Below are 18,683 nucleotides of genomic sequence, written 5' to 3' on the forward strand. Positions count from 1 at the left end.
ATACGGGCGTCGGCCGGCAGGCGAAGCGAAAGCCGACGTTCATCACGGCACGGCAACTTTCCGCGCCGTCTGGTTTCAGCTGTTGAGAAACCACAAGGACGTTGCATTAATGCCTACCCGCAAGCTGGGCCTGAACCTGATGACAGTCGTGGCCATCGCCGCGCTGTTCATCGGCTGCTGGGCACTGATCAACCGGCCCGTTGGGGCCCCTAACTGGCCCGACCGCATTGCCGGATTTTCCTATTCCCCCTTTCGCCTGGGGCAAAATCCCCAAGCCGGGCGATACCCCAGCGAAGAGGAAATCCGCCAGGACCTGGAACAACTGAGCCAATACACCGAGAGCCTGCGTACCTACTCGGTAGCGGGCAGCCAGGCGGCTATCCCGCGGCTGGCCGAAGACGCCGGGCTGCAGGTCACGCTGGGCATCTGGATCGGCAACGACCTGGCACGCAATGAGCAGGAAATCTCCACCGGCATCGACCTGGCTAACCGCTACCGCAGCGTGGTGCGGGTGGTGGTGGGCAACGAAGCGCTGTTTCGCCAGGAGGTGACTTCCGAGCAGCTGATGGGCTACCTGGACCGGGTGCGGGCAGCGGTGAAAGTCCCGGTCACCACCTCCGAGCAGTGGCACATCTGGACCCATCATCCGGACCTCGCCAGGCACGTGGACCTGATTGCCGCGCACATCCTCCCCTATTGGGAATTCGTGAAAATGGAAGACGCCGGGCAGTTCGTACTCGATCGCGCCCGCGAGCTGCGTCAGCAATTCCCGAAAAAACAGCTGCTGCTGTCGGAAGTAGGCTGGCCCAGCAATGGGCGTATGCGCGGTGGGGCCGACGCGACCCAGGCCGACCAGGCGGTTTATCTGCGCAAACTGGTCAACACCCTCAACCGCCGGGGCTACGACTACTTCGTGATCGAGGCTTATGACCAGCCGTGGAAAGCGGGCGACGAAGGCGCAGTCGGCGCGTATTGGGGCGTGTTCAACGCAGCGCGGCAACCCAAATTCAATTTCACTGGCCCGGTGGTGGCCATTCCGCAATGGCGGCTGTTGGCAACCGCCTCGGCGGTACTCGCGCTGGTGGCATTGGCCCTGTTGCTGATCGACGGCTCCAGCTTGCGCCAGCGGGGTCGTGCCTTCCTGACCTTCATTGCCTTTTTGTGCGGATCGGTACTGGTGTGGATCGCCTACGACTACAGCCAGCAATACAGCACCTGGTTCAGCCTCACCGTGGGTGGGCTGCTGGCGCTCGGGGTGCTCGGCGTTGCCATCGTGCTGCTGACTGAAGCCCACGAGCTCGCCGAGGCCGTGTGGACCCGCAAGCGCCGGCGGCAATTCGCGCCCGTGCTGGATGACCAGGCCTACCGGCCGAAGGTGTCGGTCCACGTACCTTGCTACAACGAACCGCCAGCGATGGTGATCGCGACCCTCGATGCCCTCGCCGCCCAGGACTACCCGGACTACGAAGTGCTGGTGATCGACAACAACACCCGCGACCCTGCCGTGTGGGAGCCGGTGCAGGCTCACTGCGCCACGCTCGGGCCGCGCTTCCGGTTTTTCCATGTGGCACCCCTGGACGGGTTCAAGGGCGGTGCGCTGAACTACCTGCTGGGTTTCACCGCCGCTGACGCGGAAGTGGTGGCGGTGATCGACTCCGACTACTGCGTGGACCCGGCCTGGCTCAAGCACATGGTTCCGCACTTCGCCGAACCGCGCATCGCCATCGTGCAAAGCCCGCAAGACTACCGCGACGACGCCGACAGCCTGTTCAAACGGCTGTGCCATTCGGAGTACCGAGGGTTCTTTCACATCGGCATGATCACCCGCAACGATCGCGACGCGATCATCCAGCACGGCACCATGACCTTGATCCGGCGCAGTGTGCTGGAACGCCTGGGCTGGGCCAAATGGTGCATCTGCGAGGACGCCGAGCTGGGCCTGCGGGTGTTCGAGGAAGGGCTGTCGGCGGCCTATCATCCGCACAGTTACGGCAAGGGGTTGATGCCCGATACTTTCAGCGACTTCAAGAAACAGCGCCTGCGCTGGGCCTACGGCGCCGTGCAGATCCTCAAGCGCCATGCCCGTGCCCTTCTCCTGGGCAGCGACGGGCAACTGACCCGCGGCCAACGCTATCACTTCGTGGCCGGCTGGCTGCCGTGGATCGCCGACGGCATGAATATCTTCTTCACCTTCGGCGCCCTGTTGTGGTCCGGCGCGATGATCATCGTGCCCAACCGGGTGGAGCCGCCCTTGCTGGTGTTCGCGATTCCACCGCTGGCGCTGTTCGTGTTCAAGGTCGGCAAGATGCTTTTCGTCTATCGCCGCGCCATGGGCCTGTCGCTAGGGCGCGCACTGAGCGCCGCGATCGCCGGCCTGGCGCTGTCGCACACCATCGGCAAGGCGGTGTTGTACGGGTTGTTCACTCAAAGCATGCCATTCATGCGTACACCCAAGCTCGCCGATGCGCTTGGGCTGCTGAAGGCGTTGGGCGAGGCGCGAGAGGAGCTGTACGTGCTGCTGTTGCTATGGGGCGCCGCGTTGGGGATATGCCTGACCCAGGGGTTGCCCAATTCAGACGCGCGCTGGTGGCTGGTGATGTTGTTGGTGCAATCGCTGCCTTACCTGGCCGCGGTAGCCATGGCGCTGCTCTCGGCGGCACCCAGGCTGCGGCGGGCAGCGGGGGTCGCGTTGGGCGATACCTGAGCGGCCGCTGCCGGCGCGGGCGTTTTGCTTTACCATACGCAGCCTTTTTACCGCCTTGCCCGGAGTGACCCAATGACGGCCGCCGCTGATCTTTCGCCTACCCTCGCCCTGGCTTGCGAGTTGATCCGTCGCCCGTCGATCACGCCGGTAGATGCCGACTGCCAGGCGTTGATGATGCAACGCCTCGGCGCAGCGGGCTTCGCCCTGGAACCCATGCGCATCGAAGACGTGGATAACTTCTGGGCCCACCACGGCAACAGCGACGGACCGGTGCTCTGCTTCGCCGGGCACACGGACGTAGTGCCCACCGGCCCCGCGCAGGAGTGGCAGCATCAGCCGTTCGAGGCGCTGATCGACGCCGACGGCATGCTTTGTGGCCGGGGCGCGGCTGACATGAAAGGCAGCCTCGCCGCAATGGTAGTGGCCGCCGAACGCTTCGTGGCCGATTACCCGGACCACCGTGGCGCGATTACCTTCTTGATTACCAGCGACGAAGAAGGCCCCGCGCACCACGGCACCAAGGCCGTCGTGGAACGGCTGAAGGCACGCCAGGAGCGGCTGGACTGGTGCATCGTCGGCGAACCTTCGAGCACCACGCTGGTGGGCGATGTGGTCAAGAACGGCCGCCGTGGTTCGCTCGGCGCCACCCTGCGGGTACGCGGCAAGCAGGGCCACGTGGCCTACCCGCACCTGGCGCGCAACCCGATCCACCTCGCGGCGCCTGCGCTGGCGGAACTTGCCAGCGAGCACTGGGATGATGGCAATGCGTTCTTTCCACCTACCAGTTTCCAGATCTCCAACATCAACGGTGGCACCGGGGCCACCAACGTCATCCCGGGCGAGCTGAGCGTGGTGTTCAACTTCCGTTTTTCCACGGAATCGACCGTGGACGGCCTGCAACAGCGGGTGGCCGCGATTCTCGACAAGCACGGGCTGGACTGGCACATCGACTGGGCGCTCTCCGGCCTGCCGTTCCTGACCCAACCGGGCGAACTGCTGAGCGCGGTAGCGGGTGCGATCAAGCACGTGACCGGCCGCGACACCGAGCCTTCCACCAGTGGCGGCACCAGCGACGGGCGCTTCATCGCCACCCTCGGTACCCAGGTGGTGGAGCTAGGGCCGGTCAACGCCACCATCCACCAGGTGGACGAGCGGGTGCTGGCCAGTGATCTCGACCTGTTGACCGACATCTACTACCAGACCCTCGTGAAGCTGCTCGCCTGATGCTCATCTGCCCTCTTTGTTCCGCCCCGTTGGCGCAGGCCGGCAACGGCGTCGCCTGCCCGGCAGGCCACCGTTTCGACCGCGCGCGCCAGGGGTACCTCAACCTGCTGCCGGTGCAGCACAAGAACAGCCGTGCCCCGGGTGACAATCAGGCCATGGTGGATGCACGACGCAGCTTCCTCGAGGAAGGCCACTATGCACCCGTGGCCGAGCGCCTGGCCGAGCTTGCCCGGCAACGGCATCCAGCGCGTTGGCTGGATATCGGCTGCGGCGAGGGCTACTACAGCGCCCAGCTGGCGCAAGCCTTGCCCGACGCACAAGGCTTTGCCCTGGACATTTCACGCGAGGCGGTCAAGCGTGCCTGCCGGCGAGCCCCGCAAACCACCTGGTTGGTCGCGAGCATGGCGCGGGTGCCGCTCGCTTCAGGCTGCTGCGACTTTATCGCCAGCGTGTTCAGCCCGCTCGACTGGCAGGAAGCCTGCCGCTTGTTGCGCCCCGGTGGCGGGCTGATGCGCGTTGGCCCCACCCGCGAGCACTTGATGGAGCTGCGCCAGCAGCTTTACGACGAGGTGCGGGAATACGTCGACGACAAGCACCTGGCGCGGGTGCCGGCCGAGATGACCCTGGCTCACTCCGAGGTGCTGACCTACCGGCTGCGCCTGATCGCCCCGGACAGCCGAGCCAACCTGTTGGCGATGACGCCCCACGGCTGGCGGGCCAGCGCCGAACGACGCGCGGCGGTGATCGACTGGCCGGGCCCTTTCACGGTGACCGTTTCCATGCGATACGATTACTTCGTTACCGAGCCAGGCGCTACGCCGTAGCGCCATGAGCCTCCAATTCAGCGAGCACACCATGCAGCAACCGGATATCGAGATCTACCTCAAGGACGCCGATGTCGACCACAAGGCCATCACCGCCTGGCTGACCGAGGCGCTGGGCCCTTGCACCGCCTGGGCGCAGAAGGGCCAGGTGTGGAAATGCAAGGCAGGTGACATCCCGGTGACCTGGGTCCCGCTGGCCGTGGGCAAATGGAACAGCCTTTACCTGGAAAGCGACCATACCCCGTGGGCCGATGACCTTGCCTGCGCGCGCGCGGCGCATGCGGCGCTGAGGGTGGAAGTGCGTTGCGCGCCGGGCGGCTGGGTTGAGGAAGAAGGCGAGGAGGACGCCGACCGCTGGATACGGGTCAGCGCCGAGGGTGAACAGGAAATCACCTGGCGCACCTGAACCGCTGAGCGGCCTGGAGCAGCCGGCCTGAAAGCGAATTCGTTCCCGGGCAGCGCCCAGGCCCACAAGCGACCGACGCGGCACCGGCGTGGCACCTTGCCGCCCGATGCAGGCCCGGGCAAACCCGGTGGCGTCAGAGGCCGACGACCTCACCCGCTTGCAGGCCCTTGTCGCCCTCGATCAAGGCGAACTCGACCTGCTGGCCTTCCTGCAAGGTGCGATGGCCCTCCCCTCGAATGGCCCTGTAGTGAACGAACACGTCCGCGCCCCCACTGTCACGCTGGATGAAGCCATAGCCCTTGGCATCATTGAACCACTTGACCTTGCCAATTTCGCGAGAAGACATCTGCACTACTCCGGTTTTTATTATTCCAACGTCCCTTGACCACGGGGAGATGGCCTGATGCCAGCAACCCCGAAGCCGTCCGAGTATATGCCAGCGATCTCCGGAAAAAAGGCCCTTTGCGAGGCTTTTTTTCAATGATCTGTCACACTGTGCGCTTGTTTACCTGAGCAACCACGTATGACCCCTTCTGTATTGCACCGCGTCGTATTCAGTGCACTGCGTCGGATCCTTTACCTATGGGTCCGCTCGGAAACCATCAACCCTGGGGCAAGCACCAGCCTGGACCGAAGCCGGCCCATCGTCTACGTACTCGAAAGCCCCGCGGCCACGGACCTGGCAGTGGTCGATCACGAATGCACCCGCATGGGCCTGCCACGCCCCGCCCTACCGGTGGCGCTGGGTCCAGTGCTCGAACCCAGAGCGTACTTTTACCTGACCCCAGACGCTGACTGGCTTGGCCGGCAAGATAAACGCGGCGCGCCGCCGACCTTGCAGCGGCTGGTCGCAGCCTGCGCCGAACAGCCGGGCGAAGATGCCTTGCTGGTCCCGGTAAGCGTGTTCTGGGGGCTATCGCCAGACAGCGAGTCGAGCCCCTGGAAACTATTGTTCGCTGACAGCTGGGCGGTTACCGGGCGCCTGCGCCGGCTGGTGACGGTGTTGATCCTTGGTCGCAAGACCCGCGTGCAGTTCGCGCCGGCTATCTCCCTGCGCGCCCTGGTGGACGCCGGCAAGGGCCCGGAGCGCACCGTGCGCATGGCTCAGCGGCTGCTGCGCGTACATTTCCGCCAACAGCGGGCTGCGGTCATTGGCCCAGACATCTCCCACCGCCGCCACCTAGTCAAAGGGCTGGTGCATGCGCCGCTGGTGCGCCAGGCCATCGCCGATGAGGCTGCTCGCGAGAACATCAGCCCCGAACGAGCCGAGGCACAGGCCCTGCGCTACGGCAACGAAATCGCCTCGGACTACACCTATACGGCGATCCGCTTCCTGGAAGTGGTGCTCAGCTGGTTCTGGAACAAGATCTACGACGGCATCAAGGTCAGCCAGATCGAGCAGGTGCAGCAGATCGCCCCAGGGCACGAGGTCATCTACGTGCCCTGCCATCGCAGCCATATCGACTACCTGCTGCTGTCCTACCTGCTGTTCCGCAACGGCCTCACCCCTCCACACATTGCAGCGGGCATCAACCTGAACATGCCGGTCATCGGCGGGCTGCTGCGGCGTGGCGGGGCGTTTTTCATGCGCCGCACGTTCAAGGGCAACCCGCTGTACACAGCGGTGTTCAACGAATACCTGCACACGTTGTTCACCAAAGGCTTCCCGGTGGAGTATTTCGTTGAGGGCGGCCGCTCGCGAACCGGGCGCATGCTGCAACCGAAAACCGGAATGCTCGCCATCACCCTGCGCAGCTACCTGCGCTCGTCACGTACGCCTATCGTGTTCGTACCGGTGTATATCGGCTATGAACGGGTGCTCGAAGGCAGGACCTACCTCGGCGAGTTGCGCGGCGCGAGCAAGAAGAAAGAATCGCTGCTGGACATCTTCAAGGTACTGGGTGCGCTCAAGCAGCGCTTTGGCCAGGTGTCGGTCAACTTCGGCCAGCCGATCAGGCTCAGCGAGTTCCTGGACCAGCAGCAGCCGGGCTGGCGGGGCGAGCCGCCCGTCGAGGACTTCAAGCCAGCCTGGCTTAACCAGGCGACCCACCGCCTGGGCGAGCGAGTGGCCTGTGGCATCAATGAGGCCGCGGCGATCAACCCGGCCAACCTGGTAGCGCTCGCGCTGTTGTCTACCTCCCGCCAAGCCTTGGATGAAAGCGCCCTGGCGCGGGTGCTCGACGTCTTTCTCGCGCTGCTGCGCTCGGTGCCTTACTCGCCCTATACCACGGTGCCCGAAGGCGACGGCCTGGCGCTGATCGCCCATGTGAAGGGCATGGGCCTAGTAGCTGAACAAACGGACGCCTTGGGTCGCATCCTGTATCTGACCGAACAGAATGCGGTCCTCATGACCTATTACCGCAACAACGTACTGCATGTGTTCGCTTTGCCTGCCCTGCTGGCCAGCCTGTTCCAGAGCGCCGCGAAGATCGACCGCGCCCAGGTGCTGCGCTTCGCCAAGGCGCTGTACCCCTTCCTGCGCGCCGAGCTGTTCATTCGCTGGTCGGTGGAGGAGCTGGACGCCGTCATCGACCAATGGCTGGAGGCGTTCGTCAGCCAGGGGCTGCTGCGCCGCGAAGCGGACACTTACCTGCGCCCGGCGCCCAGTTCCCGGCAGTTCGTGTTGCTTACGCTGCTGGCGCGCGGCATCACCCAGACCCTGCAACGCTTCTACATGGCCATCGCGCTGCTGCTCAACCACGGCCAGTACGGGCTGACGGCCGAAGCCCTGGAAGACCTCTCCACGGTCATGGCGCAGCGTATATCGATCCTGCACGGGCTTAACGCACCGGAGTTCTTTGATAAAACCCTGTTCCGCCACTTTATCCAGGCACTGGTGGAAGCCGGCGTGGTGCATCGCAACGAGGAGGGCAAGCTCGGGTATCAGGACCGCCTCGGCGAGCTGGCCGAAGGCGCGGCCAAGCGGGTGCTGTCGGCGGAGGTGCGGCTGTCCATCCGCCAAGTCACCCTGCAACGCAACGACGAGCTGGCAGTGGCAGAGCCAGCCCGCGGGTAAATAAGCACCGCTGCGCCTAAGATCGCCCCGCTACCTTGAAGCCCCGGCCTGAGCGCCGGGCTTTTCATTCAAGGAGATCTTCATGAGCACAGCAAAACTGACCGGCCACATCCACTACATGACTCGGGAGCTGCTGCCCGAAGTCACCCTTACCGTGACCCTCAAGGAAGTGTCTGCCAGGGGGATTGCCGAGAAAACCATCGCCAGCATGGCCCGCCTGGTTTCGGCGGGCGGCCCCCTGACGTACCGCCTCGACTATGACCCAAGGAGCGTCGTCCCGGCGCGGGGGTATCTGGTGATCGCCGAGGTCCATCACCGCGACCGCCCGCATAAACGCGGTGTCTCTGAGAAGCTGACCGATCTGTACGCAACCACCCACCTGGATGTCGAGGTCACCGCGGTGGCCTCGGAGGGCATCCACGGCTGGAGCCCCATTGAAAATCCAGCCGTTCCGGGTATCCACGGCGGCAACCTGATCGATAACCCACCTGTTGCCGGTATCCACGGCGGCAACCTCTTCGACAAGCCATAGGCCCACCCGCCTCGCTCCTGCCGGGGCGAGGCACCTCGCCCGCTTCGGAGCTTCCCCGGCTGCGCATGACCGACGCATCGGCTACATTGGACGGCCAACCACCATTGGAGCTGGCTGTGAAATCCATTGCCGCGCTGTTTATCGCCCTATTGCTCACAGGCTGTCATCACGGGTCGGCGCCCGCCACCTTGAAAGGCGAAGCCTTTTATCTACAACGCATCGCATTGCCGCCCGAAGCAGTGCTCAGCGTCACCCTGGCCGACGTTTCCCTGGCAGACGCCCCAGCAGTGACACTGGCCCGCTATACCGGCCCCTCCGGCGCACAGGTGCCTCTGCCCTTTGAATTGAGCTACGATCCCCGCCTGGTTGAACGTGGCCATCGGTATGCGCTAAGCGCCCGTATCGAGGCCGCCGGCGAGCTGCTGTGGATCAACACCGAGACCGTGCCCGTCGCGCTCGATGGCAGCGACCCGCAACCCTTGCGTATTCGTGTCGATCCGGCGCGTTGAATTTTCCCTTTTGTTACCAGGTGCCGCCATGCTTCGTCGAACCGCCACTTTGATCACCTTTTGCGCCACGGTGCTGCTGGCGAGCCAGGCCAGCGCGCTGTCGCTCGCCGACCTGTCGCAGGCCGATGCCAACGGCGGCCTGAAAGACGCCCTTAGCCAGGGGGCGCAGATCGCCGTCAAGCAGTTGGGCACCCCTGGGGGCTTCAGCAACGACCCTCAAGTGCGCATCGAACTGCCCGGCAAGCTCGGCAAGGCGAGCAAGTTGCTCAAGCAGTTCGGCCTGGGCCCGCAGGTCGAGGCACTGGAAACCGGGATGAACAGCGCGGCCGAGGCGGCGATGCCGCAAGCCCAGGCCATTCTGGTGGACGCGGTCAAGCACATGACCGTTGCCGATGCCAAGGGCATCCTGGCCGGTGGCAAAGATTCGGCCACGCAATACCTGGACAAGAGCAGCCGCGAACAGATTCGCGCCAAATTCCTGCCTATCATCAAGCAGAACACCGACCGCATCGGCCTGGCGCAGAAATTCAATGCGGTTGCCGGCCAGGCCGCTACCCTGGGCGCCGACCCGAAGGTCAGCAGCATCGAAGGGTACGTCACCGACAAGGCCCTCGATGGCCTGTTCAAGGTCATCGCGGGCCAGGAGCAAGCGCTGCGTGAGAACCCAACCGGGGCCGCCACTAGCCTTGCGAAGAAGGTCTTCGGCAGCCTCAAGCCTTGAGGGACTTTTTCGGGTAAATATCGTAGCGGCTGGACTTTCCTTCCAAGGTCAGCGAAGGCGCTACGCCGGCGATGGGCGGCGCCTTGCGCGGGCGCTTCACCGTCACCCGGTGAGTGGCCAGGGCAAGCGCCGCTTCAAGCAGCGCCGGGGCGTCCAGGTCATCGCCCACCAACGGGCGGAACAAGCGCATCTCCTTTTTGACCAATGCGCTCTTGTCCCGATGGGGGAACATCGGGTCCAGGTAAACCACTTGTGGCGGCTCGTCTTGCCAGGCACGCAGCAACTCGATGGCATTGCCTTGGTGCAGGCGCATGCGCGCCACGATCGAGCCTACCTGCGCGTCACCACGCGCCCGCTCTAGCCCGTCCCGCAGCAGTTGGGCAATGATCGGCTGGCGCTCGATCATCTCGACCCGGCAACCCAGGGTCGCCAGCACGAAAGCATCCTGCCCGAGCCCAGCGGTGGCATCCAGCACATAGGGCCGCACGCCCGGCTGCAAGCCCGCCGCCTTGGCGATCATCTGCCCGCTACCGCCGCCGAACTGGCGCCGGTGCGCGGCGCCGCCCTGGAGGAAATCCACCCAGACCGGCCCCGGCGCCTCTGCCCCTAGCTGTTGCAGCTGCAAACCCGCCGGGCCCAGCTGCAAGGCAAACTCGCCGTCGCTCGGGCCCGTTGACGAGCCGCAGGGCAAGCCCAGTGCGCTTGCCAGGGCCTGCGCCGCTTCGGTGAAGGCTGGCGCCATCGGCATGACCTGGATGCGGCACGCCGCCTGTCGTTCTTGCATGGGTTGTACTCGAAAGGGTTAAATCTTCGCCGCTGGCGGCCGATAGTCACTCTGACCGGTATTTTGCCAGAGCTTTTGAGCCCACCGAACGTCATGACCGATTTGATTTCCCCACCTGTTGGTTACGTGTCGCCGGTTGGTAACTTCAGCCGGCGCAATACCCAGACCCTGGGCGGGGTGAGCCAACTGTGGCAGGACTTTTTCGCCAGCGCGCTCAACGCCCATGGTGGGGTCGAGGAAGGCGCAGAAGCGCCGGTAGCCTTGCTTCCGAACACCGTGACCAGTGAAGGCGAACCTGTCGCCGCCACCCAATGGCTGGAACAGGTGAACGAGCAGCGTGATTGCGACATCGCCGACCAGGTCGTGGAGCCGCCCAAGCCGTTGTTCCTGCCTATCGCGGAATTGGACACCAACCTGCTGCCGCCAGCGGCGAAGCCCTACCCGCCCGAGGAAGTGCAAGCCCAGCAATATGAGCTGGACCTGGACACCGGTTGGCACCGCCCCTTGGTGCTCAACAACGGCCAGCCCATACCGACACCCGGCCCGGCACCCAAACCCCGCGCGCTGTACCTGCCCATCGCCGAGTTTGAAACGGACTTGCTCCCGCCCCCGAACGAGCCGTACGACGACCAGACGCTTATCTACCAGCAGCGCGAGTTCGACTTCGATAGCGGCTGGGCGCGGCCGATCGTGCTGCAGAACCTGCGCGTTACCGCCTGAGGATAGGGCTGGCCCGGCGAGCCTGTGCGACAATCCCGCCTTCTTGGCCCTATTACGTTGAGTACACATGCATGACAGACCCGGCAACCTGCCCCGCCTGCGGTGGCCGTAACCAGTGCGCGCTAACCGACGGCAGCTCGGCGCCCTGCTGGTGTTTCAGCGTGGAGGTGTCGGCCGCTGCACTGGCGGCATTGCCCGAGGCCGAGCGTGGCCGTGCTTGCCTTTGCCCACGCTGCGCCAACCTAACGGCCACGCTACCCGGCCAACCTCAGACGCCCAGCGATGCGGGTTGACCGCTTCGTTGCCAACCTGCCGGGCTTCAACCGCCAACAGGCGCGGCTTGCGCTGGCACGGGGCGAGGTCAGCGTCGACGGCCAGCCGGCCTATGATCCTCGCCTGGACGTGCGCACCTTCAATACGGTGTGCGTGCGGGGGAAGGTCGTGCAGCAAGGCGTGGCTGCGCGCTACTTGATGCTGCACAAGCCAATGGGGTGCGTGAGCGCCACTGCGGACCCTGAACACCCCACAGTACTGGACTTGCTGCCGGAAGCCGAGCGGTCCGACCTGCACCTGGCCGGGCGACTGGATTACAACACGACAGGCCTGGTACTGCTGACCAACGATGGGCAGTGGTCGCGACAGCTGACGCTGCCAGGCAGCAAACTGCCCAAGCTATACGACGTGGAAACTGAACAGCCCATCGAACCTCATTACGCCGAGGTATTTGCCGCCGGCCTATACTTCGCTTACGAAAATCTGACCACCCTACCCGCCCGCCTAACCGTGCTGGGGCCGAATCGAGCGCACCTGAGCCTGATGGAAGGTCGATATCATCAGGTCAAACGCATGTTCGGGCACTTTCAGAACAAGGTCACCCGGTTGCACCGGCTGGCCATAGGGCCATTGACCCTCGATCCTGGGCTGGCGCCTGGCGAGTATCGAGCGTTGACGAAGGAAGAGCTGGCCAGCCTGGAGGCCGTGTAGGAGGTGGCCAGACGCCGGCAAGCCTTGCGGCTACGGGATCGGAACTCGCGAACGTGTTGCGCTAAACGCACCCCACGCCCAAGAAACACAAAAAAGAAGTTCTTTTCCGAAAGGCTTTCTGGTAAAAAGTACACCGCTCAAGCGGGTGTAGTTTAGTGGTAGAACGGTAGCTTCCCAAGCTCTAGGTGAGGGTTCGATTCCCTCCACCCGCTCCAGATCGATGTTAGCGTGCGCCCGCATAGGCGCCTGAACTGAAACCGGCCCTCAAGCCGGTTTTCTTGTTTTTGCCGCTCCCATACTCAATATTGCATCGTCCTCTGATCAACCCCTCGCGGCCATGAAACGTGCTTGGCCTGCCATACCGCTGCCGTTAGCCAGGCTGCCACAGGCACTTCATGCCCCTACCGACAATTGTCGGCTGATCTCACGGCGTACAAAACGCCATATTCCCGCCTCGGTCTTGATCAGTTGATCGAACAAGTCGCTGACACGCACCAGCGGCGATGAGTTCGTGTCGCTCCGCTCAAACGTGGTTTGAATCGCCGTGGTGCGCACCCAGTCACCAGCGTCTTCAGCTACCCGCAGGCCAGACCACGTATGGCGAGTGTACCGGGGTGGCTGCGCGCGCTGTTGGCATACCAGGCCTATACGGCCGTGCCCCTGAAACTCCAGCTCACCTATAGCAAGCACGCCGTCCTCTGCAAACAGCGCCGCCATTTTTTCGCCCAAGCCGCGATCAGCGCACCACGCAAACTCGCTAAACAGTGCTTCTATAGCTTTAAGGTCTGCCAGTTCCATCTTTTATCCCCTTGGGTACGGAGGCATCGTTGGCGGGACTTCGGTCACAGCCTGTCGATTGTTTGCCGAAGGCGAAGGCGCTAAGCTTCGGCCGGTAAATTACATTAGGTCATTTATATTCAAGTGACAATGTCACCTTGTGACTTAAAAAGGAAAAACGAGCATGCCTCTGGGCAAAAAAACCGCTGAAAAAAAACCAACTGCTGAATGGCTGCCTACTCGCCGGCTGGAGCGTGGCAATGCTGCAGAGCAGATCCTCGATGAGTTGCGTGACCGTATCCTGGGTGGTGAACTCGCGCGCGGGAGCAAGCTGCCTACCGAAAAGCAGTTGGCCGAGGCCTATGGCGTCAGCGGTGCCACCGTGCGCGAGGCTATCCGCGGCCTGACCACTGCGCGCCTGATTGAAGTGCGCCACGGTAGCGGCGCCTACGTTACGGCGGACACTGATCAACTGATTGCCGTCTCCATGCGCTCGATGATTCGGCTTGAGCAAATTGGCATTCCCGAACTGCTCGGCGTGCTGGGCGCGCTAAATGGCTACGCAGCCGAACTCGCGGCCGAGCACGCTACGGCTGAAGATATCGAGTTCCTCGAACGCAGCCTGCTGCGCATCAATTCCGGTGCTGATCCGGAGGCGGTGAGCCAAGCGCTGACGGAGTTTCTAGACCGCGTTGCCACGGCCTCTGGCAACACCTTGCTGGCAATCTTCTGCCGCTTCCTGGCCAATATCCAAATCAGCCTGGCACGGCAGTTGGCCGGCGACTCCATGAAGCAATGGCGTGCCACCGCCAAATCGCTGCACGGCGCTCGGCAAAACATGGTGGACAAAATAAAAGCCCGTGATGCCGCCGGAGCACGCGCGGCGGCCGTGGCTTACCACCAGACAGCCCAGAAGATCATCAGCGCACTGCCTAACGCCCAGGATGCCCTGGTATCGAATAACCATCTAGCCAAGCTCATGAGCGTCGGGCAACACCTTTAACCCACGTCAGCGACCAGCCCAAGGTGGTCAATACCCGCCACTGCGCAGGTTTCGTCTCGATCGGGGAGGTCACCGCTGACCCCCACCGCCCCCAAGATGTTGCCGTCGCTGTCACGGATCAATACACCCCCTGGGACCGGTGCTATGCGCCCCGCAGAGATATCGGTCAGGGCCGCGAAGAACGCCGGGGCGGCCTCCGCTCGTCCTGCCAAAAAACGGCTGCCGTGGCCCATGCCTAGCGCCCCCCAAGCTTTGGCTTGAGCAATCTGTGGGCGCAGGATGCCACTGCGGTCTTCGCGTTGGAGGGCCAGTAAGTGCCCCCCTGGGTCCAGTACCGCCACCGTCATTGGTGGGCAGCCAACATCCCGCGCATGGGCCAGCGCTACCTCGATGATTTCAGCTGCCTGCTGCAGTTTCAGTGTGTGCATAACTACCTCGTCATACCGTTTGAAATAACCACGGCTGCTTTATGTTCGGGTGGCTCGTTAATTGGCCGACGGTTCAACACCAAAACGCCAAGCAGGCCCACGCTGATCGCAGCGCCCGCGCAGATAGCCCCGGCAAACAGGAACAGGTTCAGGAAGGACACCCCTGCCGCCAGCAGCAGCCCACCCACAAGCGGGCCGGTGATGGCACCCATGCGCCCCACGCCCAAGGCACAGCCCACGCCGGTGGCCCGTAAGAAGGTTTGATAGAAGGCCGAGCACAACGCCACGGTGCACATTTGCGGGCCGAGGCTGAAAAGGCCGGCGAAGAAGGTCACCGTACACAGCAGCAGCGACGAGCCGCCGGCCAGGCCGATACTGGCCACTGCCGCAGCCCCACATGCGAAAGCGATGCTAATGACCCGTGCCGCGCCAAAGCGCACGATCAGCCGACCGAACAACAAGCAACCGACGATGCCACCGAGGTTCAACATCGTCACCGCATGCACCGCGCTCTGTACGCTCAAGCCGTTGCGGTTGACCACGATGGGAATCCAATTGATCAGGAAATAGCTGAGCAGCAGGCTTAGAAACAGCGTGACCCACAGCAACAGCGTGCCGAGCGCGGTGCCGGGAGCAAACAGCTTGATGAATGACAGCGTTGCCTGTTTATGGCGCATGGGCTCTGCCGTCGCATCCCAGGTGTAAGGCGAACCCATCCGCGCAAGAATGCGCAGAATCACGGCCGACCGCTCACGCACCGCGAGAAACTGCAAGGATTCAGGAAGCTTTGCGACAAACACCGGCAATAGCACCAGCGGCAGAGCGCCACCGAGTAAAAATACCGCCTGCCAGCCATACGCGGGGATGAGTTTGGCGGAGACTATCCCGCCCATCACCGCGCCCAGTGGAAAGCCGCAGAACATCACTGCCACCGTGCCTGGACGCAGGCGCGCCGGGGAATATTCACTGGCCAACGCGATAAAGCCCGGCAATGCTCCGCCTAGCCCTACCCCAGTAATAAAGCGCGCTGCAATCAACCACTTCATTGAGCCCACCCAAGGAGTCAGCAAAGAGGCCATGGAGAAAATAACAATCGCCACGATCAGTAGCGGTTTGCGCCCAAAGCGATCGCCCATATGACCGAAGGCTACGCCGCCAAGCAGGCCACCCAGCAAACCTGCACCAAAGACCGGCCCGAACAACGCAGGCTCTATGCCCCAAGCCTGGGTAATCGCGGGGGCGACAAAGGCAATCGATTGGGTGTCGAAACCGTCGAGCATCGCTACCAATGCACAGAGCACCAGCACACCGATCTGGTAACGGCTGACCGGGCTGGCGTCAACGATGGCTTCCAGGTTCAACCCTTGGTTATCAGTCATGTCTTGCACCTCGGCAAAGGCCCACGTCGACGCAGGTGGGCCCGCTGCGTAGAACCGTCCTAGAACACTTTGAAGCTGAAGCTGGCATAGACCTTGTAGCCTTCGGGAATGGTCGCGCGGTCTGGGCTCAAGCCACCGGAAGCATTGGTATTGATGTCCTTGGCGGCCCACACATTGAGCCTCGGCCCGCCAAAGTCATAGCCCACCAAACCGCCTACAGAGATCACGTTGAAGTGATCGGTAATGATGCGGTCATGGTAATAACTGCTGGAGTCGTCGCCGGTGATTTGGCCGACGTAGGTGGCCAGCGGCCCTACCGTCCATTTACCGATGGTTTTGGTCGCGGCCAAGTCAAGATGCAAGACATTGCCCATCTTGTAGTCGGTCTTCCAATTGGGGGTGTTGAACTCTTCAGACACGTTGGCGGTAATGTTCCAACCGTGGTTCAAATACGACAGCACCAGGTTCGGCTGAAAGGTCCACCACGGATTACCGATGCTATCCAGGCCGGTATCGCCCTGGATGCTGCCATCTGGAACCCCCACACCCAGGCCCGCCTTGAGGTACCAGCTATCGGCCACTTTCCAGCTGATGGCCGCAGGCATGACATAGGTGTTGTGCATGCCGGAGCGGTGGTCATCCAGCGGCGCGCCAAGCTTCGCATAGGTGAACGGCTGCACGACGGTGGCGGTGTATGTGCCACCTAATAGGTCCCAGCCCGGTGCCCAGGTAAGGCCGAACGCCGCCGAGCCTAAGTGCAACTTGGTGTTAGCCGCACCGCCGGGGCCCGTTAAGGTCGCCTGAATGGTGTACACCTGGTTGAAGCTGTATAGCCCCGGTGGCGGTGCTGCTGCATTAGAGCCGATGGTGACGCCAGGCGGCATGGTCCAACCCGGATACCCTGGCTCAATGGCCTGCGCAGACTGGCCTATACAAGCGGCGAGAACACCCGAACAGCACGCCAATAGGCTTTTGGATTTGTCCATGACTTCCTCTTTCTTATTTTTATTGATGTGAAAGTGAAGCACTTTGTCACCTAGTGACTTGATGAATTCTACACAGCTTAAGAGCCCCCGAGAAGGCTTTTCCCTATGGTTTTCAGCTATGTTTTGCCCGCTGCGCGCTCGTCGAACGTCCACGCGCAAGCCTCCACCGGCTGGCGCAGCTGTGTGCAATCACTCTAAAAATGCGCGTGGACGGCGGCTTAGAGGCTCGCGTCGATCATGCAACCGACTAACAGACACGGCTGGTCTGAGCGATTGCTCCAAGCGTGGTTAGTGCCGCGAATCACCACCGAATCGCCCGGTTGCATCAGCACGTCGTCGACATCGGTCAACAGGTAAATTTCGCCTTTCACACAGGTGATGCAATCGAGCGTGTCCGTGCGGTGCATCGACGGATGCCGGGCGAGGTCTGCTGCGCTGGGCGGGTGCTTCTGTTTGACCTCAGCGTTAAGCTTGGCCAGTTTGGCGATGTGCCCTAGACGGTCCGGGGTATCGGGCGGAATCTCCAACGCGCGGAACAACATACCGCCCGCGAAAGGCTCGCGCGTCATGGTGTCATCGCCGCGATCACCTTCTATTCGGTTATCTACGGGCGTCTCTTTAGTGCTCCACAGCGTGGCACGGTAAAAAATGCCTTCCTGCTCCTGCACGTTGTTTGCCTCTTCCATTAACACTGCTGACTTGCCGTGCTCGTTGGGGCCCACAACATAGCGTTTCCACTTGGCCATAGCCGTTTCCTCTTATTGTTCTGATGACGCGTTACTTAGCCGTGAAAACCGCTGGGAGGCGCGGCGGGCCGTTGCCAACCGCTATCGTCGATAGCCGTGTTGAGAGCGCTTACGGTTTGCTCGCAAAAACGGCGGAAACCAAGAATGTCCAAACCCAAGCAAAAGACGCTGATGCCGTCCTCGAGGGACTTGCGGCAGGCTTCGGGCGATGGGTCGAGCACCGGCCCACCAATGACGGCCACGCCGTGGCGTTTAGCGGCGGTGAGTACGATGCGATAGGCTTCCTGGACCTTCGGGCTTTTCATCATCAGGGTGCCTTCATTCATGGCGTACGCCAGGTCGCCTGCTCCAAACACGATGACCTTCACTTCCTCCATCGCGCAGATCGCATCGATGTTCTGTACCCCTTCAGGGTGTTCGATCATTGGGATAAGCAGGCTCTCGGCATTGCTCCACTCGGTGTAACGCTCGAAGCCGTTGAAGGCATAACCAGCCGCCCGGGTGGCTGGGCAGATACCGCGGGTACCTTGCGGTGGGAAGAACGCCGAATTTGCCGCAAAACGTACGTCTTCAACCGTGCGCACCATCGGCAAGAACACGCCGCTAGCACCAGCCTCGAGCGCCCGGCGAATGGCTCCTTCGTCGTGGCGATCTGGCACTCGAACGAAAGGAACAAGCCCGGCATGTTGGCTCACCCGAACCAGGTCTTCCATCGCGTGAGGGTCATTGCCTGCGTGTTCGGTATCGAGCATGACGAAATCAAAACCCGTACAGCCCAGGACCTCAATCAACGCCGGATTGCCAGTGAAACACTGCATCCCCAACGGGACCTGCTTGCGCTCGAGCATCGCTAACAGTCGATTCTTCTCAAACATAGAAATGAACTCCGATATTTACCAGGTCACCTAGTGACTTTAGCACTATGGAGTTCGGATGAAAA

The 18,683-nt window shown here is 62.6% G+C and carries 20 protein-coding genes and 1 tRNA gene; 13 read left to right on the top strand and 8 right to left on the bottom strand.

What is annotated here, in order from left to right:
• Positions 1–109: 109 nt before the first annotated feature.
• From OGL93_RS17625 to OGL93_RS17640, 4 genes are all read left to right on the top strand, one after another.
• Positions 110–2,704: a glycosyltransferase gene (locus OGL93_RS17625; RefSeq protein WP_263264094.1), complete on the top strand. Its 2,595-nt coding sequence runs from the start codon at positions 110–112 to the stop codon at positions 2,702–2,704.
• A 72-nt stretch (positions 2,705–2,776) separates the two neighbouring features.
• Positions 2,777–3,928, top strand: a complete 1,152-nt coding sequence (gene dapE, locus OGL93_RS17630) for a succinyl-diaminopimelate desuccinylase (protein ID WP_263264095.1) — start codon at positions 2,777–2,779, stop codon at positions 3,926–3,928.
• Positions 3,928–4,752 carry a putative RNA methyltransferase gene (locus OGL93_RS17635; RefSeq protein WP_263264096.1) on the top strand — a complete coding sequence of 275 codons (825 nt, stop codon included), beginning with the start codon at positions 3,928–3,930 and terminating at the stop codon, positions 4,750–4,752. The genes dapE and OGL93_RS17635 overlap by 1 nt, the downstream gene beginning before the upstream one ends.
• 31 nt (positions 4,753–4,783) lie before the next feature.
• A complete protein-coding gene (locus tag OGL93_RS17640) occupies positions 4,784–5,158 on the top strand; it encodes a hypothetical protein (protein WP_263264131.1) in 375 nt (124 codons plus the stop codon).
• A gap of 133 nt (positions 5,159–5,291) precedes the next feature.
• Here OGL93_RS17640 and OGL93_RS17645 read toward each other — a convergent pair whose 3' ends face one another.
• Positions 5,292–5,504 carry a cold-shock protein gene (locus OGL93_RS17645; protein ID WP_263264097.1) on the bottom strand — a complete coding sequence of 71 codons (213 nt, stop codon included), beginning with the start codon at positions 5,502–5,504 and terminating at the stop codon, positions 5,292–5,294.
• 177 nt (positions 5,505–5,681) lie between these two features.
• Here OGL93_RS17645 and plsB point away from each other — a divergent pair, with 177 nt between their 5' ends.
• From plsB to OGL93_RS17665, 4 genes are all read left to right on the top strand, one after another.
• Complete coding sequence (gene plsB / locus OGL93_RS17650; RefSeq protein ID WP_263264098.1) at positions 5,682–8,174, top strand: glycerol-3-phosphate 1-O-acyltransferase PlsB; 2,493 nt, start codon at positions 5,682–5,684, stop codon at positions 8,172–8,174.
• Positions 8,175–8,256: 82 nt separating this feature from the next.
• On the top strand, positions 8,257–8,706 hold the full coding sequence (locus tag OGL93_RS17655; RefSeq protein ID WP_263264099.1) for a YbaY family lipoprotein: 450 nt from the start codon (positions 8,257–8,259) through the stop codon (positions 8,704–8,706).
• A gap of 116 nt (positions 8,707–8,822) precedes the next feature.
• Positions 8,823–9,215 carry a YbaY family lipoprotein gene (locus OGL93_RS17660; RefSeq protein ID WP_263264132.1) on the top strand — a complete coding sequence of 131 codons (393 nt, stop codon included), beginning with the start codon at positions 8,823–8,825 and terminating at the stop codon, positions 9,213–9,215.
• Between the two features lie 28 nt (positions 9,216–9,243).
• Entirely contained in the window at positions 9,244–9,936 is a 693-nt protein-coding gene (locus OGL93_RS17665) for a DUF4197 domain-containing protein (RefSeq protein ID WP_263264100.1), read from the top strand.
• Here the strand turns inward: OGL93_RS17665 and OGL93_RS17670 are convergent.
• Entirely contained in the window at positions 9,926–10,720 is a 795-nt protein-coding gene (locus OGL93_RS17670; protein ID WP_263264101.1) for a class I SAM-dependent methyltransferase, read from the bottom strand. The genes OGL93_RS17665 and OGL93_RS17670 overlap by 11 nt on opposite strands.
• A gap of 93 nt (positions 10,721–10,813) precedes the next feature.
• Between OGL93_RS17670 and OGL93_RS17675 the strand changes: the two genes are divergently transcribed.
• The 4 genes from OGL93_RS17675 (at position 10,814) to OGL93_RS17690 (ending at position 12,639) form a co-directional block, all read left to right on the top strand.
• The gene (locus tag OGL93_RS17675) at positions 10,814–11,440 is read left to right on the top strand and encodes an energy transducer TonB (protein ID WP_263264102.1); all 627 of its coding nucleotides are present in this window, start codon (positions 10,814–10,816) and stop codon (positions 11,438–11,440) included.
• A 71-nt stretch (positions 11,441–11,511) separates the two neighbouring features.
• Positions 11,512–11,733: a cysteine-rich CWC family protein gene (locus tag OGL93_RS17680; protein ID WP_263264103.1), complete on the top strand. Its 222-nt coding sequence runs from the start codon at positions 11,512–11,514 to the stop codon at positions 11,731–11,733.
• Positions 11,723–12,424 (top strand): pseudouridine synthase, encoded by a 702-nt coding sequence (locus OGL93_RS17685; RefSeq protein WP_263264104.1) that lies wholly within the window; start codon positions 11,723–11,725, stop codon positions 12,422–12,424. The genes OGL93_RS17680 and OGL93_RS17685 overlap by 11 nt, the downstream gene beginning before the upstream one ends.
• Positions 12,425–12,565: 141 nt before the next feature.
• Positions 12,566–12,639 (top strand) — tRNA-Gly (locus OGL93_RS17690).
• Between the two features lie 178 nt (positions 12,640–12,817).
• On the opposite strand, the gene OGL93_RS17695 is transcribed toward OGL93_RS17690, so the two are convergent.
• A complete protein-coding gene (locus OGL93_RS17695; RefSeq protein WP_263264105.1) occupies positions 12,818–13,222 on the bottom strand; it encodes a nuclear transport factor 2 family protein in 405 nt (134 codons plus the stop codon).
• 163 nt (positions 13,223–13,385) lie between these two features.
• Between OGL93_RS17695 and OGL93_RS17700 the strand changes: the two genes are divergently transcribed.
• A complete protein-coding gene (locus OGL93_RS17700) occupies positions 13,386–14,204 on the top strand; it encodes a GntR family transcriptional regulator (RefSeq protein ID WP_263264106.1) in 819 nt (272 codons plus the stop codon).
• On the opposite strand, the gene OGL93_RS17705 is transcribed toward OGL93_RS17700, so the two are convergent.
• The 5 genes from OGL93_RS17705 to OGL93_RS17725 form a co-directional block, all read right to left on the bottom strand.
• Positions 14,201–14,632 (bottom strand): heme-binding protein, encoded by a 432-nt coding sequence (locus tag OGL93_RS17705; protein WP_263264107.1) that lies wholly within the window; start codon positions 14,630–14,632, stop codon positions 14,201–14,203. The genes OGL93_RS17700 and OGL93_RS17705 overlap by 4 nt on opposite strands.
• A gap of 2 nt (positions 14,633–14,634) precedes the next feature.
• Positions 14,635–15,912 carry an MFS transporter gene (locus OGL93_RS17710; protein WP_263264108.1) on the bottom strand — a complete coding sequence of 426 codons (1,278 nt, stop codon included), beginning with the start codon at positions 15,910–15,912 and terminating at the stop codon, positions 14,635–14,637.
• A 158-nt stretch (positions 15,913–16,070) separates the two neighbouring features.
• The gene (locus OGL93_RS17715) at positions 16,071–16,997 is read right to left on the bottom strand and encodes a transporter (protein ID WP_263264109.1); all 927 of its coding nucleotides are present in this window, start codon (positions 16,995–16,997) and stop codon (positions 16,071–16,073) included.
• A 218-nt stretch (positions 16,998–17,215) separates the two neighbouring features.
• The gene (locus tag OGL93_RS17720) at positions 17,216–17,743 is read right to left on the bottom strand and encodes a cupin domain-containing protein (protein WP_263264110.1); all 528 of its coding nucleotides are present in this window, start codon (positions 17,741–17,743) and stop codon (positions 17,216–17,218) included.
• Positions 17,744–17,778: 35 nt separating this feature from the next.
• Positions 17,779–18,618, bottom strand: coding sequence for an aldolase/citrate lyase family protein (locus OGL93_RS17725; RefSeq protein ID WP_263264111.1), 840 nt, complete (start codon positions 18,616–18,618; stop codon positions 17,779–17,781).
• Positions 18,619–18,683: the final 65 nt, after the last annotated feature.

Origin of the sequence: Pseudomonas sp. RIT-PI-S, assembly GCF_025642975.1 — a bacterium.
Lineage (GTDB): Bacteria > Pseudomonadota > Gammaproteobacteria > Pseudomonadales > Pseudomonadaceae > Aquipseudomonas.